Raw genomic sequence first — 23,893 nt, forward strand, 5'->3', positions numbered from 1 at the left:
CCGGTCAGGCGAGAGGAATTTGAGGATCCCTTGAACACGGGAAACCGCTTACCCGTACCTCTCGCCGAACGCAGGCGCCGCGTTACGAACACCGACGACACCCCCGACCCCTAGTGAGGCATCCGCATGTCCAGGGCTCTTCCGAAGTACAACAAGCGTCGCGTCACGTTCATCGGCGGCGCCGCCGCGGTGGCACTGTCCGGCACGGTGATCGCCGGCTTCGCCCTCGCCGGGGAGACGCCCGACAGCGGCGCCGCGAACGCCCGGACGCTGGCGGGCCCCGGCACCATCACGTGCCCGGACGTCACCGGCCAGCTGCCCGCGGTCCCCGCCTCGGCGAAGGCGGAGGTCGACCGCAACCTCGCCCAGCTGAACACGCAGATCCAGGAGGCCAACAAGCGCCTGGTCGACACGGTCGGCCAGGGCGGGCCCAACTTCGTCCAGAACGCCATCCTCGGCCCGCTGGAGGACAAGCGCGTCGCCGCCCTCAACCGCATCGAGACGGCCATCGGGCGGGCCGCCGACAAGCCGGAGGGCCTGGAGGCCTTCGCGGCCTGCCAGCTCAACGCCGGCGGTGACGCCGGAGCGGGCGAGGCGGCGGGTGGCGAGGCGGGCGCCGGCGCGGAGGCCGGAGCCGGCGCGGAGGCGGGTGCCGAGGCGGGAGCCGGCGCGGGTGCCGAAGAGGGCGGCGCGGGTGCCGAGGCGGGCGCCGGCGCGGAGGCCGGCGAGGGTGCCCAGGAGGGCGGCGCCGGTGCGGGCGAGGCGGGCAACGCCGGTGCCGGCACGATCAGCTGCCCGGACGTCGCCTCCCAGCTGCCGGCGATCCCCGCGTCGGCCCAGGCCGAGGTCGACCGGAACCTGACCCTGCTGGACACGCAGGTCGCCGAGGCCAACAAGCGCCTGGTCGACACGGTCGGCCAGGGTGGACCCAACTTCGTCCAGAACGCCATCCTCGGCCCGCTGGAGGACAAGCGGATCTCCACCGTCAACCGCATCGCCACGGCCATCGGCCGCACGGCCGAGAAGCCGGCCGGCCTGGACTCCCTGGCCGCCTGCACGCTCACCAAGTGAGGTGACAGGCGCTGTGGCCGCCCCGTGGGAGCGCCGGCCGGGGCGGCCACGGACGACGCCTGGAGGCGGGATCCGGCAGAGGTGACCGGATCCCGCAATTCCTTAGACAGTCGAAAGACCTGCGGCCATAATCGTTCGACATGGGAAAGACTCACGAGCGCATAGACGGCCGGCTCCGCACGTTCATCGAGGCGCAGCCGGTCTTCTTCACCGCCACCGCGCCCCTGGCCGCCGACGGCACCGTCAACCTCTCCCCCAAGGGCCTCACGGGCTCCTTCGCGGTGCTCGACGAGCTCACGGTGGCCTATCTCGACTTCGCCGGTTCCAACGCCGAGACCATCGCCCACCTGCGGGAGAACGGACGGATCACCCTGATGTGGTGCGCCTTCCAGGGCCCGCCGAACATCGTCCGCGTGCACGGCAGGGGTGAACCGGTCTTCCGCGACGACCCCCGATTCGGGGACCTGCTCGCGCACTTCCCGGACATCGACCCGACGCAGCACGGCCTGCGCGCGATCATCGTCGTCACCGCCGAACTCGTCCGCGACACCTGCGGTTACGCGGTCCCCTTCATGGCGTACGAGGAGGACCGGGACCTGCACGGCAAGCGGTTCGCCCGGGAGGACGACGCCTCGCTCAGCGCGTACTTCGGCAAGAAGGAGCACATCGCCACCAGCCTGGACGGACTACCCGGGCTGCCGTTGCCGCTGCCGCCCTCTACGGTCTGAGGCATGCGCCTTGGTGCCGTCGCTCTCGCCGTCTCCCCCCTGGTCGCGCTCGGCGCCGGGCCGCCCGCCCCCGGGCCGCCGCTGCCGGCCCGGATGGCGGACACCGGCGGCGGCACCCAGCTGATCACCGCGGTGGCCCCGAAGCGGGCCTCGACGACGGGCAGGGTCACCTGGTGGGACCGCGGAGCGGACGGGCGCTGGGTGAAGAGGGGCTCCACGCCTGCCCGGTTCGGAGCGAACGGGCTCGTCGCCGGCGTCTTCCGCAAGCAGGGCACGAACACCACACCCACCGGCCTGTACGGCCTGCCGTACGCCTTCGGCATCAAGGCGGCGCCGCGCGGGACGGCGTACACCTACCGCAGGGTGCACCGGGGCTCCTGGTGGTGCCAGGACAACGACTCCCGCTCCTACAACCGCTGGACCGAGCCGCGCGCGGCCGACTGCCGGGCCGCCGAGTCCGAGCACCTGATCACCTACCGCGCGCAGTACGCGCACGCGCTCGTCATCGGCTTCAACTACGGGCGCCCCGTGCGAGGGCGCGGCGCGGGCATCTTCCTCCATGTCAACGGGCGGGGTGCGACGGCAGGTTGTGTCTCCGTGTCCGAGGAGGCCATGCGGCGGATCCTCGGCTGGGCCGACCCCGCGCGGCGGCCGCACATCGCCATCGGCACGAAGAGCGGGAACACGGCCGTCACCCGCCTGTGACGGACCGGCGGCCGTGTGCGTGTTACCGGCGGTCACTCCTGTCCGCACCCGACTCGGCACGCGGCTGAACACTCCCGTGTCCCGGCACGTATCTGTGGGCCAAGGGTCAAGTCCCCACGGAGGAACCGTGACCACCACGCTCGCAGGCGGACGTGCCGCCCGCCGCCAGACGATGCGCCGCATCCGCCCGCGCCGCTCCCCGGCCGTCCCGCTGCTGATCGCCCTGTGGGCCGGTGCGGCGGCTGTGCTGTGGCTGTGGTGGGACAACACACCGTCCCTCGCGGACAACACGAGCAAGATCCTGGCCGCGGGCCGGATCACCGGACTGCTCGCCGGCTACCTCATGGCGCTGGTGGTGCTCCAGATGGCCAGGGTGCCCGCGCTGGAGCGGCGGGTGGGTACCGACCGGGTCGCGCGCTGGCACGCCATGACCGGCCGCTACACGCTCTGCCTGGTCCTCGCCCACGTCTTCCTCATCATGTGGGGCTATGCCCTGCAGGCGGGCAAGGGGCTGGGCGACATCGTCCAGCAGACGACGGACTCCATCAACCAGCTGCCGGACATGGGCAAGGCCGCCATCGGCACGGGCCTGCTGTTCGTCATCGGGATCCTCTCGATCGGCGGGGTTCGCCGCCTGATCGGGTACGACACCTGGTACCACGTGCACCTGCTCACGTACGCCTCGGTGTACATGACGTTCTGGCACCAGATCACGACGGGCAACGAGTTCGCCGTCGAGCCGGCCGCGAAGACCTTCTGGTACGGGCTGTACGGCGTGGTGACCGCGCTGGTCGTCTGGTACCGGATCCTCACCCCGATCCGGCTGAACCTGCGGCACCGCATGCGGGTGGAGGCGGTCATCGAGGAGACTCCCGGGATCGTGTCCGTGCTGATCAGCGGGCGCAAGCTGCACCGGATGGGCGCGGAGGCCGGGCACTTCTTCCGGTGGCGGTTCATGGCGCCGGGCATGCGCTTCAGCTCGCACCCCTACTCCTTGTCGGCGGCGCCCCGCCCGGACATGCTGCGGATCACCGTCAAGGCGATCGGCGACCACACCGAGCGGCTGCGCGAACTGACGCCCGGCACCAAGGTGTGGGCGGAGGGCCCCTACGGCGCGATGACCGCGCAGCGCCGCAGCCGCGGCAAGGTGCTGCTGGTGGCGGGCGGGGTGGGCATCACCCCGATGCGGGCCCTGTTCGAGACGCTGCCGGGCGCGTCCGGTGACATCACGCTCCTCTACCGGGCCAACAGCACCCAGGACCTCGCCCTGTGGGGCGAGCTCGCCAAGATCGCCGACGAGCGCGGCGCCCGGCTGATGTACGCGGTCAACAGCCCGGAGGGGGAACGCCCCGACATCTCGGCGGAGTCCCTCCAGCGGAAGATCCCGGACATCGACGACCACGACGTCTTCATGTGCGGGCCGCCCGGCTTCGCGCAGTCGGTCTACGAGGCACTGCGCGGAGCGGGAGTCCCCGCCCGCCGTATCCATCACGAGTCGTTCGAGATGTGAGCGACGGGACACCAACGCCCCTTCAGGAGTTTGGGAAACGATGAGGAAGTCTCACCCCGTCCGGCGTGCCGTGCTCGCCGGCGCAGCCACCGTCTCCGGGATCGTGCTGCTGCTGTCGCTGAAGCCGGCGTCCGACCCGGGTTCCGCCCAGGCGGCGGACGGCCAGCTGCCGCCCGCGGCTGCCGGGCAGGCCCCGCAGGGCGGCGTGAACGGCGCGGTCACCGGCGACGCGGCGCAGACGCAGTACGGCGCGGTGCAGGTCCGCCTGACGATGAACAACGGCAAGATCTCCCAGGCCGAGGCGGTCCAGGCGCCCAAGGGCGGCCGCAGCGACCAGATCACCGCCAGCTCGGTGCCGCGCCTGAACCAGGCGGTGGTGGCGGCGCAGAGCGCGGACATCGACGCGGTCTCCGGCGCCACTTACACCAGCGCCGGCTACAAGAAGTCCCTCCAGTCGGCCCTGGACAAGGCGAAGGCGTCGGCCGGATCGCAGCAGGGTTCGGGCGGCGCGCAGACGCTGACCGGCGATGTCGCGCAGACGCAGTACGGGCCGGTCCAGGTACGGGTGACCGTCGCGGGCGGGAAGATCACCAAGGCCGAGGCGGTCCAGGCCCCCAAGGGCGGCCGCAGCGACCAGATCACCTCCTCCTCCGTCCCCCGCCTCAACCAGGCGGCCGTCGCGGCCGGAACCGCCGACATCGACGCGGTCTCCGGCGCCACGTACACCAGCGCCGGCTACAAGAAGTCCCTCCAGTCGGCCCTGGACAAGGCTCCGGCCGGGGGCGGTTCCTCGCAGGCCGCGGGTTCCGGGGGCGGCCAGGCCGCGACGCAGACGCTCACCGGCAGTGTGGCGCAGACGCAGTACGGGCCGGTCCAGGTACGGGTGACCGTCGCGGGCGGGAAGATCACCAAGGCCGAGGCGGTCCAGGCCCCCAAGGGCGGCCGCAGCGACCAGATCACCTCCTCCTCCGTCCCCCGCCTCAACCAGGCGGCCGTGGCAGCCGGAACCGCGCAGATCGACGCCGTGTCCGGGGCGACGTACACCAGCGCCGGCTACAAGCAGTCCCTCCAGTCCGCGCTGGACCAGGCCGGTGGCTGACACGGTGGCCGACTCCGCACAGGCTCCCGCCGCGGTACGTCATGCCGAGGAGACGATGGGGACCGTCTTCTCCTTCGACGTCCGCGGCGGGGAACCGGCCATCGTGCGCGCGGCCCTGGACGAGGCCGTCGCCGGGCTGCACCGGGTCGACGAAGTCTTCAGCACGTACCGCGAGGACAGCCAGATCTCGCGGCTGCAGCGCGGGGAGCTGACGGTCGAGGAGTGCGATCCCGAGGTCGCCGAGGTGCTGGAACTGGCCGCCGAGGCGGAACGGTTGAGCGACGGCTGGTTCAGCACGTCGTACCGGGGCCGCCTCGATCCGACGGGCATCGTCAAGGGCTGGGCGGTCGAGCGGGCGGCGCGGCGGCTGGCGGCGGTGCCCGGGGTGTGCGGAGTGAACCTCAACGGCGGCGGGGACGTGCAGCTCCTCGGTACGCCGGGGGCGCAGCGGCCGTGGCGGGTGGGGGTCGCCGACCCGCTGCGGCCGGGAGGCCTGGCGGCGGTCATCTCCGCGGCCGGGGTGGAGGAGCTGTCCGTGGCCACGTCCGGTACGGCGGAACGGGGCGACCACATCGTCGACCCGAGGACCGGGCGCTCGGCTGTGACCGACCTGGTCGCCGTGACGGTGGTGGGGCCCCGGCTGACGTGGGTCGACTGCTGGGCGACCGCGGCGTTCGCGATGGGCTCGCGGGAGGGCCTGGCGTGGCTGGAGTCGCTGCCGGGTGTTGAGGCGCTGCTGATCACGGCCGGGGACGAGGTGCGCTGTACCGGGGGGTTGGCGGCGCGGCTGGGGTGAGATGTGGCTGGAGGGCGGGGGGGTCCGCAGTCCGGCATAGCGGGGTGCCGCTGGGCCCACCCGTGCCGCCCCTGGCGGCACGCATGCCCGCAGCCAGGCGGAACCGACCCAGGGGCGCGGGGAACTGCGCGACCAGCCGCGGCGCACCCGCACACACCACCACCGGCACGCCCACGGCGCTCAGTGCCCGTTCTGCGCCAGCCTCAGCAGATGATCAGCCAGCGCCTGCCCACCCGTCGGCTCCCTGCTGATCAGCAGCAACGTGTCGTCACCGGCGATCGTCCCCAGGATGTCGTGCAGCTCGGCCTGGTCGATGGCCGAGGCCAGGAACTGCGCCGCCCCCGGAGGGGTACGCAGCACCACGAGATTCGCCGAGGCTTCCGCGGAGATCAGCAGCTCCTGCGAGAGCCGCCGCATCCGCTCCTCCTTCGCCGACCCGCCCAGCGGCGCCCGGGGCGTACGGAACCCGCCCTCGCTGGGCACCGCGTAGATCAGGTCACCGTCGGCGTTGCGGATCTTCACCGCGTTCAGCTCGTCCAGGTCCCGGCTGAGCGTCGCCTGCGTGACGTTCAGCCCGTCGTCGGCGAGCAGCTTCGCCAGCTGGCTCTGCGACCGGACCGGCTGCCGGTTGAGGATGTCCACGATCCGGCGGTGGCGTGCGGTGCGGGTCTGCGGCACGGCGGGCCCGTTCGCCCCCGGCTGCTCGTGGTCCTGCGCCTGGCTCATCGTCGTCTCATTCCCTGGATCCCCCGGATCGTCCGTCCCCGCTCGCTGCCTGGAGGATGCCGGGCAGTGCACCCAGGAACGCGTCCACCTCGTCGTCGCCGAGGTTCAGCGGCGGCATCAGCCGGACGACGTCGGGGGCGGGCACGTTCACCAGGAATCCGGCCTCCTGAGCCGCCTGGCGCACCTGGGGCGCGAGCGGCTCGGTGAGCACGATACCCAGGAGTAGTCCCGTACCCCGGACGAAATCGATCAACTGATGGCCGAGGCCCTCGATTCCGTCCCGCAACCTCTCGCTCTGCCGCTTGACGTTCTCCAGCAACCCCTCGTTCTCGATGGTGTCGAGGACGGCGAGTCCGGCGGCGCAGGCGACGGGGTTGCCGCCGAAGGTCGTGCCGTGCTGGCCGGGCTGGAGCAGGTCGGCCGCGCGCCCGAAGGCGACGGTGGCGCCCAGCGGCAGCCCGCCGCCGAGCTGCTTGGCGAGCGTGACGACGTCGGGCAGGACGCCCTCGTGGGCCTGGTACTCGAACCAGTGCCCGGTCCGGCCGATGCCGGTCTGCACCTCGTCGAGGACGAGGAGCGCCCCGGTCGCCGCCGTGATGGCCCGGGCGGCCTTGAGGTAGCCGGCGGGCGGGACGACGACTCCGAGCTCGCCCTGGACCGGTTCGAGGATGACGAGCGCGGTCTCCTCGGTGACCGCTGCGGCCAGAGCCTGCGCGTCGCCGAACGGCACGTGGGTGACGTCGCCGGGCAGCGGCAGGAACGGCTCGCGCTTGCCGGCCTGGCCGGTCATGGCCAGGGCGCCCATGGTCCGCCCGTGGAAGGCGCCCTCGGTGGCCACGATGTGGGTCCGCCCGGTCAGCCGGCCGATCTTGAAGGCGGCCTCGTTGGCCTCGGCTCCGGAGTTGCAGAAGAAGACCTTGCCGTCCCGGCCGAAGAGGCGCAGCAGCCGCTCGGCGAGGGCGACGGTCGGCTCGGCCATGAAGAAGTTGGAGATGTGGCCGAGGGAGCCGATCTGCCGGGTCACGGCCTCCACTACCGCCGGGTGGGCGTGGCCGAGGGCGTTGGTGGCGATGCCGCCGACGAAGTCGAGGTAGGAATTGCCGTCGGCGTCCCAGACGCGCGTGCCCTCGCCGCGTGCCAGGGGCAGCAGCGGGGTGCCGTAGTTGTTCATGAGCGCGCCCTGCCACCGCTCGGCGTACTCCTGATGGGCGGTCATACGGCATCCCCCTCTTGCTCGTCGGGCACGACCATCGTGCCGATGCCTTCGTCGGTGAAGATCTCCAGCAGGATCGAGTGCTGGACCCGCCCGTCGATGACGCGGGCGGTGGTGACGCCGTTGCGGACGGCGTGCAGGCAGCCCTCCATCTTCGGCACCATGCCGGAGGACAGGTCCGGCAGCAGCCGCTCCAGTTCGACGGCGGTGAGGCGGCTGATCACCTCGTCGCTGTGGGGCCAGTCCTCGTAGAGGCCCTCGACGTCCGTGAGGACCATGAGGGTTTCGGCGTCCAGTGCAGCAGCGAGTGCCGCAGCCGCCGTATCAGCATTGACGTTGTAGACATGTCCGTCGTCCTGGGAGCGGGCGATCGACGAGACGACCGGAATGCGGCCGTCGGCCAGCAGGGCTTGGATCGCGCCCGTGTCGATCGCGGTGATCTCGCCGACCCGCCCGATGTCGACGAGCTCGCCGTCGATCTCGGGCTGGTGCTTGGTGGCGGTGATGGTGTGCGCGTCCTCGCCGGTCAGGCCGACGGCGAGCGGCCCGTGCTGGTTGAGCAGGCCGACCAGTTCGCGCTGGACCTGTCCGGCCAGCACCATCCGTACGACGTCCATGGCGTCCTCGGTGGTCACCCTCAGGCCCGCCTTGAACTCGCTGACGATGCCGTGCCGGTCGAGGGCGGCGCTGATCTGCGGTCCGCCGCCGTGCACGACGACGGGCTTGAGGCCGGCGTGGTGCAGGAACACCACGTCCTGGGCGAAGGCGGCCTTCAGGTCCTCGTCGATCATGGCGTTGCCGCCGAACTTGATGACGACCGTCTTGCCGTTGTGCCGGACCAGCCAGGGCAGCGCCTCGATGAGGATCTGCGCCTTGGGCAGCGCGGTGTGCTTACGAGTCGATCCGGTGCTCATGAGGAGTACGCGCTGTTCTCGTGGACGTAGTCGGCGGTGAGGTCGTTGGTCCAGATGGTGGCGGTCTCGGACCCGGCGGCGAGGTCGGCGACGATGTGCACCTCGCGGTAGCGCATGTCGACCTTGTCGCGGTCCTCGCCGACGCCGCCGTTCTTGCAGACCCAGACGCCGTTGATGGCGACATTGAGCCGGTCGGGCTCGAAGGCGGCCCGAGTGGTGCCGATCGCGGACAGGACGCGGCCCCAGTTGGGGTCCTCGCCGTGGAGGGCGCACTTGAGGAGGTTGTTGCGGGCGATGGAGCGGCCCACCTCGACGGCGTCGTCCTCGGTCGCGGCGTTGACCACCTCGACCTTGATGTCCTTGCTGGCGCCCTCGGCGTCCCGGATGAGCTGCTGGCCGAGGTCGTCGCAGACCTGGCGGACGGCCTCGGCGAACTCGGCGTGGTCCGGGGTGACACCGGCGGCGCCGGAGGCGAGCAGCAGGACGGTGTCGTTGGTGGACATGCAGCCGTCGGAGTCGACCCGGTCGAAGGTCGTCCGGGTGGCCGCCCGCAGGGCCTTGTCCAGGACGTCGTTGTCCAGGTCGGCGTCGGTGGTGAGGACGACGAGCATGGTGGCGAGGCCGGGGGCGAGCATGCCCGCGCCCTTGGCCATGCCGCCGACGGTCCAGCCGTCCTTGGTGACGACGGACGTCTTGTGGACGGTGTCGGTGGTCTTGATGGCGATGGCGGCCTTCTCCCCGCCGTGCTCGGAGAGCTGGGCCGCGGCCGTCTCGACGCCCGGGAGCAGCTTGTCCATCGGGAGCAGGAGGCCGATCAGACCGGTCGAGCAGACGGCGACCTCGATGGCGCCCCGCCCGAGGACCTCGGCGACCTTCTCGGCCGTGGCGTGCGCGTCCTGGAAGCCCTTCGGGCCCGTACAGGCGTTGGCCCCACCGGAGTTGAGGACGACCGCGGAGACCTGACCGCTCTTCAGCACCTGCTCGGACCACAGCACCGGCGCGGCCTTGACACGGTTGGAGGTGAAGACGCCGGCGGCGGCGCGGCGGGGCCCGGTGTTGACCACGAGGGCCAGGTCCGGGTTGCCGTTCTCCTTGATCCCGGCGGCGATGCCCGCCGCCGTGAATCCCTTTGCTGCCGTCACACTCACGGCGCGACTCCGATCGTCGTCAGTCCGGTGGTCTCGTCGAGACCCAGGGCGATGTTCATGCTCTGGACGGCACCGCCCGCGGTGCCCTTGGTGAGGTTGTCGATGGCGCTGATCACGATGATCCGGCCGGCGGCCGCGTCGTACGCGACCTGCACCTGAACGGCGTTCGAACCGTAGACGGACGCTGTCGCGGGCCACTGGCCCTCGGGAAGCAGGTGCACGAACGGTTCGTCGGCGAAGGCCTTGTCGTAGGCGGCGCGCAGGGACTCGCCCGTGACGCCGTCGGCGGCCTTGGCGCTGCACGTGGCGAGGATGCCGCGGGGCATCGGCGCGAGGGTCGGCGTGAAGGACACGGAGACCGGCTCCCCCGCGGCCGCGCTGAGGTTCTGGGTGATCTCGGGCGTGTGCCGGTGGACGCCGCCGACGCCGTAGGGGGACATCGACCCCATGACCTCGCTGCCCAGCAGGTGCGGCTTGGGTGCCTTGCCCGCGCCGGACGTGCCGGACGCGGCGACGATCACGGCCTCGGGCCCGGCCAGGCCCGCGGCGTACGCCGGGAAGAGGGCCAGGGAGACGGCGGTCGGGTAGCAGCCGGGCACCGCGATGCGCTTGGACCCCTCCAGCGCGGCGCGGGCGCCCGGCAGTTCGGGAAGGCCGTAGGGCCAGGTTCCGGCGTGCGGCGAGCCGTAGAAGCGCTCCCAGGCGGCGGCGTCCGTCAGCCGGAAGTCGGCGCCCATGTCGACGACGAGTACGTCCGGGCCGAGCTGCTCGGCGACGGCGGCGGACTGCCCGTGCGGCAGTGCGAGGAAGACGACGTCGTGACCGGCGAGGACGTCCGGGGTGGTCTCCTGGAGCACGCGGCCGGCCAGGGGCAGCAGGTGCGGCTGGAGCGCACCGAGCTTCTGTCCCGCGTTCGAGTTGCCCGTCAGAGCGCCGATCTCGACCTCTGGGTGTGCCAGGAGCAGACGCAGCAGTTCCCCGCCCGCGTACCCACTCGCTCCGGCCACTGCCGCACGTACCGCCATGGATCCTCCTCCTCAGAGGGCATGACTATACGTTTCTCTGCACGTTTATGCAATCCCATGCAGGGGCGGCGCGACTGCCGCGGCGTCGGCCCCGGAAACCGGCTTTGTCCTGGCCATGACCACAGGTTAAGGTCCCCGGGCACATTTCAGGGGATCACGGTGGGTGGGGGACATGGCCAAGGAAAACGACGCGTCCATGAAGAGCGCGAGCGCGTGGGGGCAGGCGCTCGCCGCCGTGGCGCTGGTGGGGGCGCTCAGCGTCGGTTTCTGGGGGCTGGCGAAGACGTCGGCCGCGGAGAGCGAGCCGAAGCCTGCCACCTGCTCCGACGGGGAGAGCCCGGCCCCGAAGGGCAAGCACCTCTCCGGCGCGCAGTTGTGCGAGGCGCTGAACCGGTCCGACCTGGCCGCGCTGCTGGGCACGCCGGCCGAGATCGCGAAGACCGCCTCCGGCAGCGACAGTTCCACCGGGACCGCCGGCGGCAAGGACATCGCCACACCGCAGGCGCAGGTCGAGTTCGAGACGTACACCGTGACGCTCTCGGCGACCTACGACGGCCTTCCGGTGGCCGGGTCGGAAGGCCTGCTCGGTAGCTACGCCCGCCCGCAGAAGGTACTGGGCCGCCCCGGGGTTCTCTACTCCACCCGCACCATCAGCATCAGCTTCCGGCTCGACGGCGGCGACGCCGACAGCGGTCCCGGCGTCCCGGCCCGGGCCCTCACCGTGGCCCTGGACGCGAAGGACCGCGGCGGCTCCCTCGACGTCACCCTGTGGCGCGCGGACGGAGTGGTACCCGACGACGCGGTGCTGCTGCGCGTCGCGGAGTCGGTGCTGCCGAGGGTCCCGGGCTGGAAGGCGCGCGGCTGAGCCCGCGCCCGGCCACGTCGATGGTGTGGGCCGCCGCCAAGGGGCAGCGGCCCACACCGCCGGGTCCTACTTCTGCTTGATCCTCAGGAACGTGACGGAGTTCGCCGGGAAGGTGTACGTGAACTTCTTGGCCACGCCCCGGAAGGTGGACGTCACCGGCGTCACCGGGGTGTCCGTCTCGGTGTTCACGGCGTCCTCGTCGGCGGCCAGCGTGGTCACGCGGGCCGTGGAGGCGACCTTGGCGCCGCCGAGGTCGACGGCCGTACGGGCCTCGGCCGCCTGGGCGTTGACGACCTTGACGATCAGGTCACCGGTCTTCGCGTCCTTGGTGACGACCTGGCGGAAGGGCTCGGCCGGCTTGTCGTCCTTGAAGCCGCCCCACTCCTTGCCGTCGAGGAAGAGGGTGACCTGGCGGCCTCGGACCTTGATGTCGATGTCGTAGGCCCGGCCGGTCTCGATCGATCCGGGCTTCGTCATCAGGGTGCCCTTGCCGCCGTCCACGGCCTGCTCGATCGCGGACTGGGTGTTGTTCCAGCCGCCCAGGTTCCACCAGTAGTAGTTGCCGGTGTCCTTGACACCGAAGGCGACGAGGAAGCCCTCCTTGCCGGACTTCTTGGTGGCCTTCACATGCAGGTCGTAGTCCTTCCAGGCCGGGTCGCCCGCCGTGACCAGGGTGTTCTCGGCGGCGGTGTCGGTCTGGACGTAGGCACCGTCCTGGACGCTCCAGCTGCCCGCGCCGGAGTGCTTCCACTTCGAGGCGTCACCGGAGAAGTCGTCGCTCAGCAGGGTCGAGCCGTCCGCCGAGGTGACCGACACGTCGTCGTACGCGGCGCTGGTCGCCCACGTCGACAGGCCGACGGCACCGGTGATCGGGCCGCTGACGTTCGGCGTGGTCGTGGCCTTCGACGGGACGACACGGTCGCCGACGTTGGTCATGAACAGCTTCTGGACCTCGTAGTTGGCCGAGTTCCAGGAGGCCCGGTTGTTGAACCAGATCATGTCGGGCTTCCACTGCACGTAGTCCTCGTTGGCGAGCAGCGGGGCGTACGAGGCGAGCTTGACGACGTCCGCGTTGCGCTCCAGGCCTGTCATGAAGGCGGCTTCGGAGAGGCCGTTCTTCCAGGCGTTGCCCTGGGAGGCGTATTCGCCGAGGAAGACCTTGGGGCCGTTCCTGTCGTAGGAGTCGTAGCGGTCGTTGTTCTGCAGGAACCAGTTCGGGCTGTTGTAGTAGTGCTCGTCGACCATGTCGACCTTGCCCTCGCGGTTGAGCTGCCACGCGGTGTCGAAGGTCGTGCCGGCGTCGTCCGGGCCCGAGTTGGAGATGACGGTGATGTCCGGGTACTTGTCCTTGATGGCGGCCCGGAACTGCTCGAAGCGGGCGAAGAACTCCTTCGGGAGGTTCTCCTCGTTGCCGACCCCGATGTGGGTCAGGTGGAAGGGCTTGGGGTGGCCCATCCGCGCGCGGACCTTGCCCCACTTGGAGGTCGCCGGGCCGTTGGCGAACTCGATCAGGTCGAGGGAGTCCTGGATGTGCCGCTTGAGCAGTGCGTCGTCGTCGGTGGCCTTGTTCTGGCCGCAGCCGGTCACCAGGGCGGGGACGACGGGCAGCGGCATGGCGCCGATGTCCTCGGAGAAGCGGAAGTACTCGTAGTAGCCGAGGCCGTAGCTCTGGTTGTAGCCCCAGAAGTTGGCGTTGGTGGCGCGCTGCTCGACCGGGCCTATGGTGTCCTTCCACTGGTAGCTGCGCTTGCGCTGCCAGTTCGAGGCCTCGCTGTAGTCCTCCATGGAGCCGGTGTTGACCAGGCAGCCGCCGGGGAAGCGCACGAAGCCCGGCTTCAGGGCGGCGATCTTCTCGGCGAGGTCCTTGCGCAGCCCGTTCGGCTGGTTCTTGTACGTCTCGCGCGGGAAGAGGGACACCTCGTCCAGCGCGGCGGCGTTCGACGAGGCGACGGCGAGCCGGCCGCGGTTGCTCGTGCGGGTTGCCGTGAACGTGGCCTTGTACTTGGCCCAGCCGCCCTTCACGGCGACCTTGCGGGCGGTGGCCAGGCTGCCCGCGGCGTCCTTCAGCGAGACGGTGAGGGCGCTGCCGCTCTCGGCGCGGGCCCACACGGAGAAGTCGTACCGCTTGCCCTGCTCGACCCTGATGCCGGTGTTGTAGCCGGCGTTCGTGACGGACGAACCGGCGCCCAGGGAGAGGTAGTTGCGGTTGCGTTCGTTGAGCCGGCCGGAGTCGTTCAGCACCTGGGCCGTGCCGCCGGCCGCCCAGGAGGTCAGGGGCGTGTAGGAGCCGTTGTCGGCGGTGGAGTACTCGAAGGAGCGGTTCTGCACGAGTTCGGCGTACAGACCGCCGTCGGCGGCCCGGTTGATGTCCTCGAAGAAGACGCCGTACATCGTGTCGTCGATCGCGGCGCCCTTCGCGGACGGGTCGACGCTGATCGCGTAGTCGGTGACGTCCTCGGCGTGCGCGGGGGCCGGTACGAGGGCTGTTGCCGTCAGGAGGGCGGTGGTCGCGAGACCCACTCTCCATCGGGTGCGGGCGGCGGTGCGTGGCATGGATACTCCGCGGCTCTCTGGTAGAGGAGTGTTCGAAATATCAGACATTGATCAGCACTTCGAACGGCAAGATAGGGAGGGTACCGGTGCGCGTCAATGGGTCGCGCAGCAACGCTTGGGACGGAGAGCGGTTCGGGATGGGCGAGTGCTGGCCAGTGCCCGAGGTGCTGGCGTACCTGGCCGGTCGCTGGGGCGTGACGCGGTCGGTGTGGGATCTCGCGAGCGGCGCGGAGGGGGAGTTCACCGGAACCACCGAGTTCCGTACCGAGGAGACCGGCGGGCTGCTGCACCACGAGTCCGGCGTCTTCGTCTGGCAGGGCGTGGCCCGGCCCGCGGAGCGGACCCTGCGGTTCCTGCCGGGCCCGGGCGGCAGCGCGGACGTGCGGTTCGCCGACGGCCGGCCGTTCCACGAGCTGGATCTGACGTCCGGGCGGCACATCGCCGACCACCCCTGCGCCGCGGACCTCTACCGCGGCGAGTTCACCGTCCGGGACGCGGACCACTGGCGGACGGTGTGGCACGTGCGCGGCCCCGCCAAGGACCTCGTACTGCGCACCGACTACGCGCGTGAAAGCTGAGCCGACGCCCCGACTACGCGCGTGAAGGCTGAGCCGACGCCCCGTCGAAACGCAGGTTCCAGCGGCCCGCACGACCTGTCACGGAGGTCGTCGACAGCGGGCGGACGTCGATGTTCCAGTACGTCGACGGCGGTGCCTTCAGGGCGTACACCAAGGCGGCCCGGATCACGGACGGCTCGGCCACCGCCACGACGCGGCAGCCGTCCTCGACGGGCCGGGTGTCGAGCCAGCCGCCGACCCGGGTGATGAAGTCGACCAGCGACTCACCGCCGTGCGGTGTGGCGCGGGGGTCGGCGAGCCATGCGTCCACGGCATCCGGCTCCCGGGCCATCGCCTCGCCCAGGGTCAGCCCGCGCCACCGGCCCATGTCACAGTCGCGCAGACCGAGTTGCACCAGCGGCGCGTACCCGAGCCCCTCCCCCGTCGACCGGCTGCGCGGAGTCGGCGAGCAGTAGCGCAGTTCGGCCGCGGCGAGCGGCAGCAGCTCGTGGGCGGCGCGCTCCACCTCGCCCCAGCCGGCCTGGTCCAGCGGCCGCTCGTCCTCGAAACGCTCGGCGAGCAGCGGGGAGCTGCGCGCGGCGGCGACGAAGGTGACCCGAAGTGGCATGCGGCGATCGTGAGCGCCACAAGTGCGCAGGTCAAGAGGTGTTACCTACGAGTTACCCAGGGTGCACCGACCTTCACTGGCCGAAGACGAGCGCCATCCAGTGCTCGGGCCGCTCCAGCCCGGCGAACCCGAGCTTCTCGTACACCCCGTGCGCGTCGTGCGTGGCGAGCAGCACCCGCCGCACGCCGTACGAGCGCAACTCGTCCCGTACGGCGCCCACGAGCGCGCTTCCGACGCCCTTGCCGCGCACCGACGGATCGACGTACACGTCACACAGCCATGCGAAGGTCGCCCGGTCGGTGATCACCCGGGCGTACGCGACCTGCTCCCCCGACACCGTCTCGTACACGCCGAAGTTGAGCGACCCCTCGATAGCCCGCTCCTGCGTCTCACGGGGGCGCCCCAGTGCCCAGTAGGCGTCGGTGGACAGCCAGTGGTGCACGCGCTCGCGGTCGACGCGGGCGGGGTCGGTGGAGATCTCGTAGCCCTCGGGCAGGCTCGGCGTGTCGGTCATGGCCGCGATGCTCGCAGGCCGCCCGGAGGCGCGTCGAGCGGTTATCCCAGCACCTCGTCGCAGGCCGTACGCAGCCGCCGGACGCCCTCCGCGATCTCCCCGGTCCCGGCGACCGCCGCGAAGCTCAGCCGGACGTGCGCGGCCGGTGGTTCGGCGCTGAAGTACGGGCGGCCCGGCGTGAGGGCGACGCCGGCCCGCAGGGCCGCCGAGGTCAGGACCGACTCGTCCGTGCCGTCGGGCAGGCGCGGCCACAGGTGGTAGCCGCCGGACGGGATGTGCGCCAGGGCGAACTCCGGCAGGTGCAGGGCGAGGGCACCGGTCATCGCGTCCCGGCGGGCCTTCAACTCCGCGGAGACCGCCCGCAGATGGCGCGGCCAGGCGGGCGAGCCGACGAGTTCGAGCGCGGCCTCCTGGAGGGGGCGCGGCACGAAGAAGGTGTCGACGACCTGGATGGCGCGCAGCCGTTCCAGGACCGGTCCGCGGGCGGCCAGGGCACTCACCCGGAAGCTCGGAGAGGTCGCCTTGGTGAGCGAGGAGACGTGGACGACGACGCCGTCGGGGTCGTCGGCGGCCAGCGGCCGCGGCAGCGGCCCCGCGTCCTCGTGCACGAGCCGCCGTACGAAGTCGTCCTCGACGACGAACGCACCCGCCTCCCGCGCGATGCGCAGCACCTCGGCGCGCCGCTCGGGCGCGAGTACGGCGCCGGTGGGGTTCTGGAAGAGCGGCTGGCAGACGAAGGCCGGGGCGCCGGTGGCGCGGAACGCGTCGGCGAGCAGGGCCGGCCGCACACCGTCGGCGTCCACCGGCACGGGTACCGGGCGCAAACCGGCGGCGCGGGCGATGGCGAGCATGCCGGGGTAGGTCGGCGACTCGACCAGAACGGGGGCGCCGGGTGGGGCGAGGGCGCGCAGGGCCGTGGTCAGCGCGGACTGTCCGCCCGCGGTGACCAGCACCTCGGCGGCCGTGACCGCGCCGCCGATGCTCCGCGCGAACCACTCGCGCAGCTCCGGCAGCCCCTCCATGGGCGGGCGCCCCCAGGCACCGGGACGGCGCCCGGCCCGCGAGAGCGCGGCGGCCATCGCCCGCTCCGGCTGCAGCGACGGGTGCAGATAGCCGCCGTTGAACTCGATCACGCCGGGCGGCGGCGCGGCCAGCGACACCAGCACCCCCGAGGCGTCGACCGAGCGCGGTACGAGATCGGCGGCGCCGTCGGCGCTGAGCGCGACCTCCTGCCAGGAGGTGTCCCCGCCGGGGGCCGGTGACGTCCGGGCCTGCGCACGGAACGCGCCCGCGCCGGGCCGAGTGACCACGAGGCCCTCGGCGGCGAGCTGCGCCAGGGCACGCGACACCGTTACCGGGCTCACCCGGAACCGTTCCACGAGGGCCCGACTCGACGGCAGCTTTCCACCGGGCGAGTAGCGGTCGAGCTCCCGCCTCAGCTGTTCTGCCAGATCACCCACACTGCTACGCTCTTGCATGAGAGCACAGAGTAGCGCTACTGCGGTGGCCTCGATAGCAGTCGCCACCCCGGCCCCGGAGCGCCCCGGCTTCGGCACCCTCCAGGCCGCCCTCGGCGTCGTGGCCTTCTCCCTCACGTTCCCGGCCACCGCCTGGGGGCTGGAGGGCTTCGGTCCCTGGTCGCTGGTCGCCGTGCGGAGCGTCCTGGCCGCTGTGATCGCGGGCGTCGCTCTCCTGGCGCTGCGGGTGCCGCTGCCCGCCCGTCGGCACTGGCCGGGCCTCGCGGTCGTCGGGGCCGGTGTCGTCCTCGGCTTCCCCCTGCTGACCACGCTGGCGCTGGAGACCTCCACCACCGCGCACGCCGCCGTCGTGGTCGGCCTGCTCCCGCTGACCACCGCGCTCTTCTCGGCCCTGCGCGTCGGCACGCGGCCCTCGCGCACCTTCTGGATCGCCGCCCTCGCGGGCGCGGCGGCGGTGCTGGCCTTCACCGTGCAGCAGAGCGGCGGCGCCCTGACCACCGCCGACCTGTACCTCTTCGCCGCGCTGCTGGTCTGCGCGGCCGGCTACACCGAGGGCGGCCGGCTGGCCCGGGTCATGCCGGGCTGGCAGGTGATCGGCTGGGCGCTGGTGCTGTGCCTGCCGCTGACCGTGCCCGTCGCCGCCCTCGCCCTGGCGCACGAACCCGTCCGGCTGACCGCGCACAGCGTCACCGGCCTGCTGTGGGTCGCGGCGGGTTCGCAGTTCGCCGGGCTGGTCGTCTGGTACCGCGGCATGGCGGCCATCGGCATCCCCAAGGCCAGCCAGTTGCAGCTCGCCCAGCCGCTGCTCACACTGGTGTGGTCGGTGCTGCTGCTGGGCGAGCACCTCACGGTCGCCGCCCCGCTGACGGCCGCGGCGGTGCTGGTCTGCATCGCCGTCACACAGCGATCACGCGGCTGAGCGGGACGGCGCACGGCCACTGCCTACAGGCGCCCCCCGCCGTAGACTCAAGGCCACGGACCGCTGCTCCGCACATCGTGAGGAGGCCCCATATGCGCGCAACCGTGGGTGACCAGCTTGTCCAGCACGGCAGGGTGGTCGGTCAGCACGACAAGGTCGGCGAGATCGTCGAAGTGCTCGGCCAGGAGGGCAACCCGCCGTACCGCGTCCGGTTCGAGGACGGACACGAGGGCGTGTGCTCCCCGGGACCCGACACGGAGATCCGGCACAGGGAGACCACCACCGGGCCATGACTCAGCGCGGGGGCGACGCCGGCTGCCCGTAGTGGTCGGCGACCACCCGCGCCATCGCCCCGATCCGGTCGGCCGCCACGTCCTTGGCGGCGAAGTAGACGTGTCCGCGCACCTGCGGGTACTCCCCGGCCAGCGTCAGGTGCCGGGAGAGCTCGCCGGTCTCCTGCCACGGGGCGGGCTGCGCCGGGTCGCCGGCCTTGTACAGCGCCTCCCCCACATAGAGCTGCGTCGAGCTGCCGCGCGCGACCTCCGCCCACCAGGGCACCAGCTTCGCGTAGTCGGCGGCGGCGAAGCCGATGTTCCAGTACAGCTGCGGGACGATGTAGTCGATCCAGCCCTCCCGCACCCACTTCCGGGTGTCGGCGTGCAGATCGTCGTACGTCTCCACACCCGCCCGGGTGTCCGAGCCGAGCGGGTCGGTCGCGGCGTTGCGCCACACGCCGAAGGGGCTGATACCGAAGCGGGCGCCCGGACGGGCCTCCTTGATGCGGTCCGCCGTCTCCCGCACCAGCCGGTCGATGTTGTCCCGCCGCCAGGCGGCCCGGTCCGGGAAGCCGCCGCCGTGCTCGTCGTAGGCCGCGTCGTCGTCGAAGCTCTGCCCCGCCACGGGGTACGGGTAGAAGTAGTCGTCGAAGTGGACGCCGTCCACGGGGTACTTCGCCACCGCGTCGAGCATCGCGTCCTCGACGAAGGCGCGGACCTCGGGCAGCCCCGGGTTGTAGAACAGCTTCCCGCCGTACGTCACCACCCAGTCGGGGTTCCGGCGGGCGGGGTGGGAGGCGACGAGCCTGGTCGGGTCGGCGTGAGCGGCGATCCGGTACGGGTTGAACCAGGCGTGCAGCCGGAGGCCCCGGGCATGCGCCTCCTGCACTGCCGTGCCCAGCGGGTCCCAGCCGGGGTCCTTGCCCTGGGTGCCGGTGAGGTACTGCGACCAGGGCTCGTACGGCGAGGGCCACAGGGCGTCCGCCGTGGGCCGGACCTGGAGGAACACGGTGTTGAGCCGGTTGCTGACCGCCGTGTCGAGGTGAGTGAGCAGCTCGGCGCGCTGCTGCGACGCGGTCAGCCCGGGCTTCGATGGCCAGTCGCGGTTGGCCACGGAGGCGATCCAGACGCCCCGCATCTCGGATTCCGGCGCCCCGCCCTTCCGCCCGGGGGCGGCCGACGCCTGAGGCATCATCGTGAAAGCCGACAGCGCCGCCACCGCGAACGCCCTGCGTGAGACTCGTCCCATCCGCATGCCCCAAAAAGCCGCGGATCCGCCCGGTCGCGGATCGCTCCGCGCCCAGCATGCCCGAAGCGGACCCGACCCCCGCGATCGATCATCGATACTTGGCGGTAACGTGCACGAACGGAGCAGGCGCCGGGACCCGGCCGGCCTGCCGGTCGTGGATCAGCAGCGAAAGGGACGATGTGACGGACATCCCAGCGGGAGACATTGCACGCGTCGGAGTCGTGGGCTGCGGTCAGATGGGCGCGGGGATCGCCGAGGTGTGCGCCCGGGCCGGCCTGGACGTCATGGTCGCCGAGACCACCGGCGAAGCCCTGGAGATCGGCCGCACCCGGCTGTTCACCTCCCTGGCCAAGGCAGCCGAACGCGGCAAGATCACCGAGGAGGAGCAGGAGGCCACACTGGCCCGCCTGAGCTTCACCACGGATCTCGGCGAGTTCGCCGACCGTGACCTCGTGATCGAGGCCGTCGTCGAGAACGAGCAGGTCAAGTCCGAGATCTTCCAGGTGCTCGACCAGGTCGTGACCCGGCCCGACGCGATCCTGGCGTCCAACACCTCCTCGATCCCGCTGGTGAAGCTGGCAGTGGCGACGTCACGGCCCGACCAGGTCATCGGCATCCACTTCTTCAACCCGGCCCCGGTGCAGAAGCTCGTCGAGCTGATCCCGGCGCTCACCACGTCCGAGGGCACGATCAGCCGCGCCCAGATGTTCACCGAGAAGCTGCTGGGCAAGCACGCGATCCGCGCCCAGGACCGCTCCGGCTTCGTGGTCAACGCGCTGCTGATCCCGTACCTGCTCTCCGCGATCCGGATGTTCGAGACGGGCATCGCCAGCCGCGAGGACATCGACAACGGCATGGAGATGGGCTGCGCCCACCCCATGGGCCCGCTCAAGCTGTCCGACCTGATCGGCCTGGACACGGTCGCCTCGGTCGCGCAGTCCATGTACGAGGAGTACAAGGAGCCCCTGTACGCCGCTCCCCCGCTCCTGCAGCGTATGGTCGACGCGGGCCGGCTGGGCCGCAAGACGGGCTCGGGCTTCTACACCTACGGCTGACCGCCCGGCTGAAGCAGCCACCTCAACGCCGCCGCTCCTCCGGCCACGGCCGGAACCGGCGGCGTCCCCATTCCGCCGCCCGCTCGTTGAGGCGCCCGCGCAGCCAGCCCATCCAGAGGGCGAGCGGAGTGGCGGCCAGGGCGAGCAGCAGCGCCGTGCCCCACCCCGTTCCGCCCGAGGAGTACCGGAACACCACGACCAGCAGCGCGTAGAGCGCCATCGCGTACGCCGCGTACTTCTGCCGCTTCGTCATGCCGTCCCGGGTACCCCCGAGGCCGGTTACGGACGGTCAGATTTCGGCCAAGCTGCGGGCCCGGCACCGGACTTGGTGCCGGGCTCGCGGCATTCACACACCGTGTGCGCGCCGGGCTCGCATATGCCCCTCGCACACTCTCCCCAGGCGCCCACCAGGCGAGTTGACTCCTCATACGCATGCAAGGGATGTGAAACGACTACGGAAAGGAGCGGACTCGTGACCGCCGATCCCGAGCATCCCGTCGTCCATGGAGAACTCGCAGAGTTACGACGCCGCCTCGATGTGGCCTATGCCCGCGTCGAGGGCGGACTGGCTCTGCTCAGCCACCGCACCGAGGAGACCGCCAAGGAGATCGAGGAGCTCAACACCCGGATCCACACGCTCGAACACGCGCGCTGGCCGCTGCCCGCGGTCTGCGCCCTCACCGCCGTGGGTGCCCTCGTCATGGCGATCTGGCAGGCGCTCGGCCGTTGACTCAGGGCAGCGTGTCCTGACCGAGCCTGAGATGGTGCAGCAGAAGTAACGCGGCCGCCATGTTGGCGGCCGGGACCTCGCCGCGGGCGACAATGTCGGGGACGAGCTTGAGAGGCACCCATTCCCGGCGGTCCGACTCGAAGTCGTCCACGGGGTGCCCGACGTACTCGCCCTCGTCGGCCCAGTACACGTGGTGCCGGGCGTCGGTGAGCCCGTTGGACGGCTCCACGCTCATCAGGTGGCGCAGGGGCCCCGGCCGCCAGCCGGTCTCCTCCTCCAGTTCCCTGGCGGCCGCGCGGGCGATGTCCTCGCCGTCCTCGACCACCCCGGCCGCGAGTTCCCACCCCCAGCTGTCGGTGATGAAACGGTGCCGCCAGAGCAGCAGCACCTCGTTGGCCTCGTTCACGACCGTGGCCACCGCGACGGGCCGCAGCCGTATGAGGAAGTGGTCCAGGTGCCTGCCGTCCGGCAGTTCGACATCCGCGAGATTGACGCTGAACCAGCGGTTTGAGTACACAGTTTGTTCGTTGTGTTTCGTCCACTGCACGGTTCTGCCACCTTCCGTCGAGTAAGTGGCAATATCGCAGCAGGGACGTACGGACAGCAGGCGCACAGGAAGCGCCTCGGAGCGAGACACGGGCGCCACCGCCCGGACCTACAACGGTACGCGCAGTGCTCCGTCGATGAGTTCGGCGGCCTCGGCCGTGCCCGCGCAGCCACTGCGCGCCAGGTGCTCCCGCACCGCGCGCAGCCGGTCGCGCAGCCGCTGGGACTCCATGCCCCGGGCCTGCTCGGCCATCTGCACGGCGATGACCACCGCCTTGTCGGCGTTGCCCTGCCGCAGCTCGATGGTGCTGAGCATGGCCAGCCGGTGCACCCGGCCGCGGTCGTGCGCCGGGTTGCCGACGGCGGCCGCGGCATGCTCCCCGGCGGCCGCGATCTCCCCGAGGCTCAGCAGCGCCTCCGCCACCTGCACATTGACGAGCCCGGGCTGGACATAACCGGTCTCGTCGGGCTCGTGGCCGCGCCGGATGCGCTCGGCGGCCTGCTCGGCCCGCCGGATGCAGGACAGGGCGCCGCCGCCGTCGCCGAGATGCGCGTACGCCTTGGCCTGCATCGCGTACAGGTCGGAGGCGAGCGCTGGGGTGATGTGCTTGCCGGCGGCCCGCAGCGCCGCCTCCGCGAAGGCGACGGACTGACGGTACTCCCGCATGAACAGCGACTGGTTGACGAGCAGGGCGATCACATACGCCCCCAGTCCCCGGTCACCGCTGGCCTTGGCGAGCCGCAGCGCCTGATGGAAGTAGCGCTGGGCCAGGCCGTGCGCGTCGGAGTCGTACGCGCAAATGCCGGCGACCGCCACCAACCCGCCGGTGGCCCGGTGCAGTTGGCGGCCGGTCTCGTCGGTGTAGCTGCCGCGCAGCAGCGGGGCGGCCTCGGCGTTGAGGAAGCCGACGATACGGGCCCGCGTCGCGATGCCCCCGGCCTTGCGGTACATCTGCTCGTAGTGCGTGCGGGCGGACCGCAGCATCTCCAGGTCGCCCGCGGTGACCCGGTGTCTGCCGCCGCGGGAGACGTCCACGTCCTCGGGCGGGTTCTCCCACTCCCACACCGGCATCACGGCGGGCGTGCCGGTGAGCGCGGGCGCGCCCAGGATGTGCGGGCGCTGCTGCTGGTCGGAGCGCCACAGGGCGGTGGCCCGTTCGACGAACCCGGACAGGGAGCCGGTGTGCGGGGCGGACGGCTCGCCGGGCACGCCGAGGCCGATGTCGTCGAGGGTGACCGGCCGCTGCAGCCGGGCCGCGAGCACCTCGCAGATCAGGTCGGGCACCTGGCCCCGGGGGCGCTGCCCCTTCAACCACCGGGCGACGGCGGTGTGTTCGTACCTCAGGGACAGGCCACGTGCCCGTCCCGCCTGGTTGACGTGTGCGGCCAGCCCCGCGTGCGAGATCCCCGCCTCGTCCAGGATCGCGTCGAGCAGAGTGTTGGGCTGCATGTGGGCCCCCGGATGGCTCGGTGCGGCCAGATTAGTGGGTCCGTCTTCACACGGGGTGTGAACGGAGTGCCCGCATCCGCGCTGTGTGCGCGCTGTCGCTGAGAGTCGCCGGCCGGTTGACTGAATCGCCTCGAAAGAG

General features: G+C 71.6%; 25 protein-coding genes. 12 read left to right on the plus strand and 13 right to left on the minus strand.

Annotated features, from left to right (window positions below; translation table 11 throughout):
* The first annotated feature begins 126 nt into the window (after nt 1–126).
* From CEB94_RS08115 to CEB94_RS08140, 6 genes are all read left to right on the plus strand, one after another.
* Nucleotides 127–1,071, plus strand: coding sequence for a hypothetical protein (locus CEB94_RS08115; RefSeq protein ID WP_175431518.1), 945 nt, complete (start codon nt 127–129; stop codon nt 1,069–1,071).
* Between the two features lie 140 nt (nt 1,072–1,211).
* Nucleotides 1,212–1,799 carry a pyridoxamine 5'-phosphate oxidase family protein gene (locus tag CEB94_RS08120; protein WP_175431519.1) on the plus strand — a complete coding sequence of 196 codons (588 nt, stop codon included), beginning with the start codon at nt 1,212–1,214 and terminating at the stop codon, nt 1,797–1,799.
* 3 nt (nt 1,800–1,802) lie between these two features.
* Nucleotides 1,803–2,504, plus strand: a complete 702-nt coding sequence (locus tag CEB94_RS08125; protein WP_175431520.1) for a L,D-transpeptidase family protein — start codon at nt 1,803–1,805, stop codon at nt 2,502–2,504.
* Nucleotides 2,505–2,631: 127 nt separating this feature from the next.
* Nucleotides 2,632–4,014, plus strand: a complete 1,383-nt coding sequence (locus CEB94_RS08130; protein ID WP_175431521.1) for a ferredoxin reductase family protein — start codon at nt 2,632–2,634, stop codon at nt 4,012–4,014.
* A 40-nt stretch (nt 4,015–4,054) separates the two neighbouring features.
* The gene (locus CEB94_RS08135; protein WP_175431522.1) at nt 4,055–5,113 is read left to right on the plus strand and encodes an FMN-binding protein; all 1,059 of its coding nucleotides are present in this window, start codon (nt 4,055–4,057) and stop codon (nt 5,111–5,113) included.
* Entirely contained in the window at nt 5,106–5,909 is an 804-nt protein-coding gene (locus CEB94_RS08140; protein WP_381109889.1) for an FAD:protein FMN transferase, read from the plus strand. Before CEB94_RS08135 ends, CEB94_RS08140 begins: the two co-directional genes overlap by 8 nt.
* Nucleotides 5,910–6,089: 180 nt before the next feature.
* On the opposite strand, the gene CEB94_RS08145 is transcribed toward CEB94_RS08140, so the two are convergent.
* The 5 genes from CEB94_RS08145 to argC are packed head-to-tail and all read right to left on the minus strand — an operon-like array spanning nt 6,090 to nt 10,935.
* On the minus strand, nt 6,090–6,635 hold the full coding sequence (locus CEB94_RS08145; protein ID WP_031142079.1) for an arginine repressor: 546 nt from the start codon (nt 6,633–6,635) through the stop codon (nt 6,090–6,092).
* Nucleotides 6,636–6,642: 7 nt separating this feature from the next.
* Nucleotides 6,643–7,851 (minus strand): acetylornithine transaminase, encoded by a 1,209-nt coding sequence (locus CEB94_RS08150; protein ID WP_175431523.1) that lies wholly within the window; start codon nt 7,849–7,851, stop codon nt 6,643–6,645.
* Nucleotides 7,848–8,762 (minus strand): acetylglutamate kinase, encoded by a 915-nt coding sequence (gene argB / locus CEB94_RS08155; RefSeq protein ID WP_175431524.1) that lies wholly within the window; start codon nt 8,760–8,762, stop codon nt 7,848–7,850. The genes CEB94_RS08150 and argB overlap by 4 nt, the downstream gene beginning before the upstream one ends.
* Nucleotides 8,759–9,910 carry a bifunctional glutamate N-acetyltransferase/amino-acid acetyltransferase ArgJ gene (argJ, locus tag CEB94_RS08160; RefSeq protein ID WP_175431525.1) on the minus strand — a complete coding sequence of 384 codons (1,152 nt, stop codon included), beginning with the start codon at nt 9,908–9,910 and terminating at the stop codon, nt 8,759–8,761. The genes argB and argJ overlap by 4 nt, the downstream gene beginning before the upstream one ends.
* Nucleotides 9,907–10,935, minus strand: coding sequence for an N-acetyl-gamma-glutamyl-phosphate reductase (gene argC / locus CEB94_RS08165; protein ID WP_175431526.1), 1,029 nt, complete (start codon nt 10,933–10,935; stop codon nt 9,907–9,909). Before argC ends, argJ begins: the two co-directional genes overlap by 4 nt.
* A gap of 172 nt (nt 10,936–11,107) precedes the next feature.
* On the opposite strand from argC, the gene CEB94_RS08170 reads away from it, so the two are divergent.
* Nucleotides 11,108–11,800 carry a DUF6215 domain-containing protein gene (locus CEB94_RS08170; protein WP_175431527.1) on the plus strand — a complete coding sequence of 231 codons (693 nt, stop codon included), beginning with the start codon at nt 11,108–11,110 and terminating at the stop codon, nt 11,798–11,800.
* A gap of 66 nt (nt 11,801–11,866) precedes the next feature.
* Here the strand turns inward: CEB94_RS08170 and CEB94_RS08175 are convergent, their stop codons facing one another.
* Nucleotides 11,867–14,353, minus strand: a complete 2,487-nt coding sequence (locus CEB94_RS08175) for an alpha-L-arabinofuranosidase C-terminal domain-containing protein (protein WP_175431528.1) — start codon at nt 14,351–14,353, stop codon at nt 11,867–11,869.
* A gap of 137 nt (nt 14,354–14,490) precedes the next feature.
* On the opposite strand from CEB94_RS08175, the gene CEB94_RS08180 reads away from it, so the two are divergent.
* Complete coding sequence (locus CEB94_RS08180) at nt 14,491–14,931, plus strand: DUF6314 family protein (RefSeq protein ID WP_175431529.1); 441 nt, start codon at nt 14,491–14,493, stop codon at nt 14,929–14,931.
* Nucleotides 14,932–14,944: 13 nt separating this feature from the next.
* Here the strand turns inward: CEB94_RS08180 and CEB94_RS08185 are convergent, their stop codons facing one another.
* From CEB94_RS08185 to CEB94_RS08195, 3 genes are all read right to left on the minus strand, one after another.
* Complete coding sequence (locus tag CEB94_RS08185) at nt 14,945–15,538, minus strand: histidine phosphatase family protein (RefSeq protein WP_175431530.1); 594 nt, start codon at nt 15,536–15,538, stop codon at nt 14,945–14,947.
* Nucleotides 15,539–15,611: 73 nt separating this feature from the next.
* On the minus strand, nt 15,612–16,052 hold the full coding sequence (locus CEB94_RS08190) for a GNAT family N-acetyltransferase (protein WP_175431531.1): 441 nt from the start codon (nt 16,050–16,052) through the stop codon (nt 15,612–15,614).
* 41 nt (nt 16,053–16,093) lie between these two features.
* On the minus strand, nt 16,094–17,530 hold the full coding sequence (locus CEB94_RS08195) for an aminotransferase-like domain-containing protein (RefSeq protein ID WP_175431532.1): 1,437 nt from the start codon (nt 17,528–17,530) through the stop codon (nt 16,094–16,096).
* Here CEB94_RS08195 and CEB94_RS08200 point away from each other — a divergent pair.
* Both CEB94_RS08200 and CEB94_RS08205 read left to right on the plus strand, forming a co-directional pair.
* Nucleotides 17,529–18,449, plus strand: coding sequence for a DMT family transporter (locus CEB94_RS08200; protein ID WP_175431533.1), 921 nt, complete (start codon nt 17,529–17,531; stop codon nt 18,447–18,449). The genes CEB94_RS08195 and CEB94_RS08200 overlap by 2 nt on opposite strands.
* Before the next feature lie 92 nt (nt 18,450–18,541).
* On the plus strand, nt 18,542–18,742 hold the full coding sequence (locus tag CEB94_RS08205) for a DUF1918 domain-containing protein (protein WP_010045242.1): 201 nt from the start codon (nt 18,542–18,544) through the stop codon (nt 18,740–18,742).
* A gap of 1 nt (nt 18,743) precedes the next feature.
* On the opposite strand, the gene CEB94_RS08210 is transcribed toward CEB94_RS08205, so the two are convergent.
* Nucleotides 18,744–19,973: a glycoside hydrolase family 10-like protein gene (locus CEB94_RS08210; protein WP_425472436.1), complete on the minus strand. Its 1,230-nt coding sequence runs from the start codon at nt 19,971–19,973 to the stop codon at nt 18,744–18,746.
* Between the two features lie 179 nt (nt 19,974–20,152).
* Between CEB94_RS08210 and CEB94_RS08215 the strand changes: the two genes are divergently transcribed.
* Nucleotides 20,153–21,028, plus strand: coding sequence for a 3-hydroxybutyryl-CoA dehydrogenase (locus CEB94_RS08215; RefSeq protein WP_175431535.1), 876 nt, complete (start codon nt 20,153–20,155; stop codon nt 21,026–21,028).
* 22 nt (nt 21,029–21,050) lie between these two features.
* Here the strand turns inward: CEB94_RS08215 and CEB94_RS08220 are convergent, their stop codons facing one another.
* The gene (locus tag CEB94_RS08220) at nt 21,051–21,281 is read right to left on the minus strand and encodes a hypothetical protein (RefSeq protein ID WP_175431536.1); all 231 of its coding nucleotides are present in this window, start codon (nt 21,279–21,281) and stop codon (nt 21,051–21,053) included.
* A 219-nt stretch (nt 21,282–21,500) separates the two neighbouring features.
* On the opposite strand from CEB94_RS08220, the gene CEB94_RS08225 reads away from it, so the two are divergent.
* Nucleotides 21,501–21,758, plus strand: a complete 258-nt coding sequence (locus tag CEB94_RS08225; protein WP_175431537.1) for a hypothetical protein — start codon at nt 21,501–21,503, stop codon at nt 21,756–21,758.
* Nucleotide 21,759: 1 nt separating this feature from the next.
* Here CEB94_RS08225 and CEB94_RS08230 read toward each other — a convergent pair whose 3' ends face one another.
* Both CEB94_RS08230 and CEB94_RS08235 read right to left on the minus strand, forming a co-directional pair.
* Nucleotides 21,760–22,305 (minus strand): NUDIX hydrolase, encoded by a 546-nt coding sequence (locus CEB94_RS08230; protein ID WP_175431538.1) that lies wholly within the window; start codon nt 22,303–22,305, stop codon nt 21,760–21,762.
* 108 nt (nt 22,306–22,413) lie between these two features.
* The gene (locus tag CEB94_RS08235; protein ID WP_175431539.1) at nt 22,414–23,754 is read right to left on the minus strand and encodes an NsdA family TPR-like regulatory protein; all 1,341 of its coding nucleotides are present in this window, start codon (nt 23,752–23,754) and stop codon (nt 22,414–22,416) included.
* Between the last annotated feature and the right edge of the window lie 139 nt (nt 23,755–23,893).

Origin of the sequence: Streptomyces hawaiiensis, assembly GCF_004803895.1 — a bacterium.
In the GTDB taxonomy this organism is placed as follows: Bacteria; Actinomycetota; Actinomycetes; order Streptomycetales; family Streptomycetaceae; genus Streptomyces; species Streptomyces hawaiiensis.

What these genes read in the sequence shown, in the direction of transcription:
- CEB94_RS08120 (WP_175431519.1), top strand. Translation starts at nt 1,212, where the DNA reads ATGGGAAAGACTCACGAGCGCATAGACGGCCGGCTCCGCACGTTCATC.
- CEB94_RS08185 (WP_175431530.1), bottom strand. Translation starts at nt 15,538, where the DNA reads ATGCCACTTCGGGTCACCTTCGTCGCCGCCGCGCGCAGCTCCCCGCTG.
- argB (WP_175431524.1), bottom strand. Translation starts at nt 8,762, where the DNA reads ATGAGCACCGGATCGACTCGTAAGCACACCGCGCTGCCCAAGGCGCAG.
- CEB94_RS08195 (WP_175431532.1), bottom strand. Translation starts at nt 17,530, where the DNA reads ATGCAAGAGCGTAGCAGTGTGGGTGATCTGGCAGAACAGCTGAGGCGG.
- CEB94_RS08200 (WP_175431533.1), top strand. Translation starts at nt 17,529, where the DNA reads ATGAGAGCACAGAGTAGCGCTACTGCGGTGGCCTCGATAGCAGTCGCC.
- CEB94_RS08235 (WP_175431539.1), bottom strand. Translation starts at nt 23,754, where the DNA reads ATGCAGCCCAACACTCTGCTCGACGCGATCCTGGACGAGGCGGGGATC.
- CEB94_RS08115 (WP_175431518.1), top strand. Translation starts at nt 127, where the DNA reads ATGTCCAGGGCTCTTCCGAAGTACAACAAGCGTCGCGTCACGTTCATC.
- CEB94_RS08170 (WP_175431527.1), top strand. Translation starts at nt 11,108, where the DNA reads ATGGCCAAGGAAAACGACGCGTCCATGAAGAGCGCGAGCGCGTGGGGG.
- argC (WP_175431526.1), bottom strand. Translation starts at nt 10,935, where the DNA reads ATGGCGGTACGTGCGGCAGTGGCCGGAGCGAGTGGGTACGCGGGCGGG.
- CEB94_RS08205 (WP_010045242.1), top strand. Translation starts at nt 18,542, where the DNA reads ATGCGCGCAACCGTGGGTGACCAGCTTGTCCAGCACGGCAGGGTGGTC.
- CEB94_RS08125 (WP_175431520.1), top strand. Translation starts at nt 1,803, where the DNA reads ATGCGCCTTGGTGCCGTCGCTCTCGCCGTCTCCCCCCTGGTCGCGCTC.
- CEB94_RS08190 (WP_175431531.1), bottom strand. Translation starts at nt 16,052, where the DNA reads ATGACCGACACGCCGAGCCTGCCCGAGGGCTACGAGATCTCCACCGAC.
- CEB94_RS08210 (WP_425472436.1), bottom strand. Translation starts at nt 19,973, where the DNA reads ATGGGACGAGTCTCACGCAGGGCGTTCGCGGTGGCGGCGCTGTCGGCT.
- CEB94_RS08180 (WP_175431529.1), top strand. Translation starts at nt 14,491, where the DNA reads ATGGGCGAGTGCTGGCCAGTGCCCGAGGTGCTGGCGTACCTGGCCGGT.
- CEB94_RS08175 (WP_175431528.1), bottom strand. Translation starts at nt 14,353, where the DNA reads ATGCCACGCACCGCCGCCCGCACCCGATGGAGAGTGGGTCTCGCGACC.
- CEB94_RS08220 (WP_175431536.1), bottom strand. Translation starts at nt 21,281, where the DNA reads ATGACGAAGCGGCAGAAGTACGCGGCGTACGCGATGGCGCTCTACGCG.
- CEB94_RS08150 (WP_175431523.1), bottom strand. Translation starts at nt 7,851, where the DNA reads ATGACCGCCCATCAGGAGTACGCCGAGCGGTGGCAGGGCGCGCTCATG.
- CEB94_RS08135 (WP_175431522.1), top strand. Translation starts at nt 4,055, where the DNA reads ATGAGGAAGTCTCACCCCGTCCGGCGTGCCGTGCTCGCCGGCGCAGCC.
- CEB94_RS08145 (WP_031142079.1), bottom strand. Translation starts at nt 6,635, where the DNA reads ATGAGCCAGGCGCAGGACCACGAGCAGCCGGGGGCGAACGGGCCCGCC.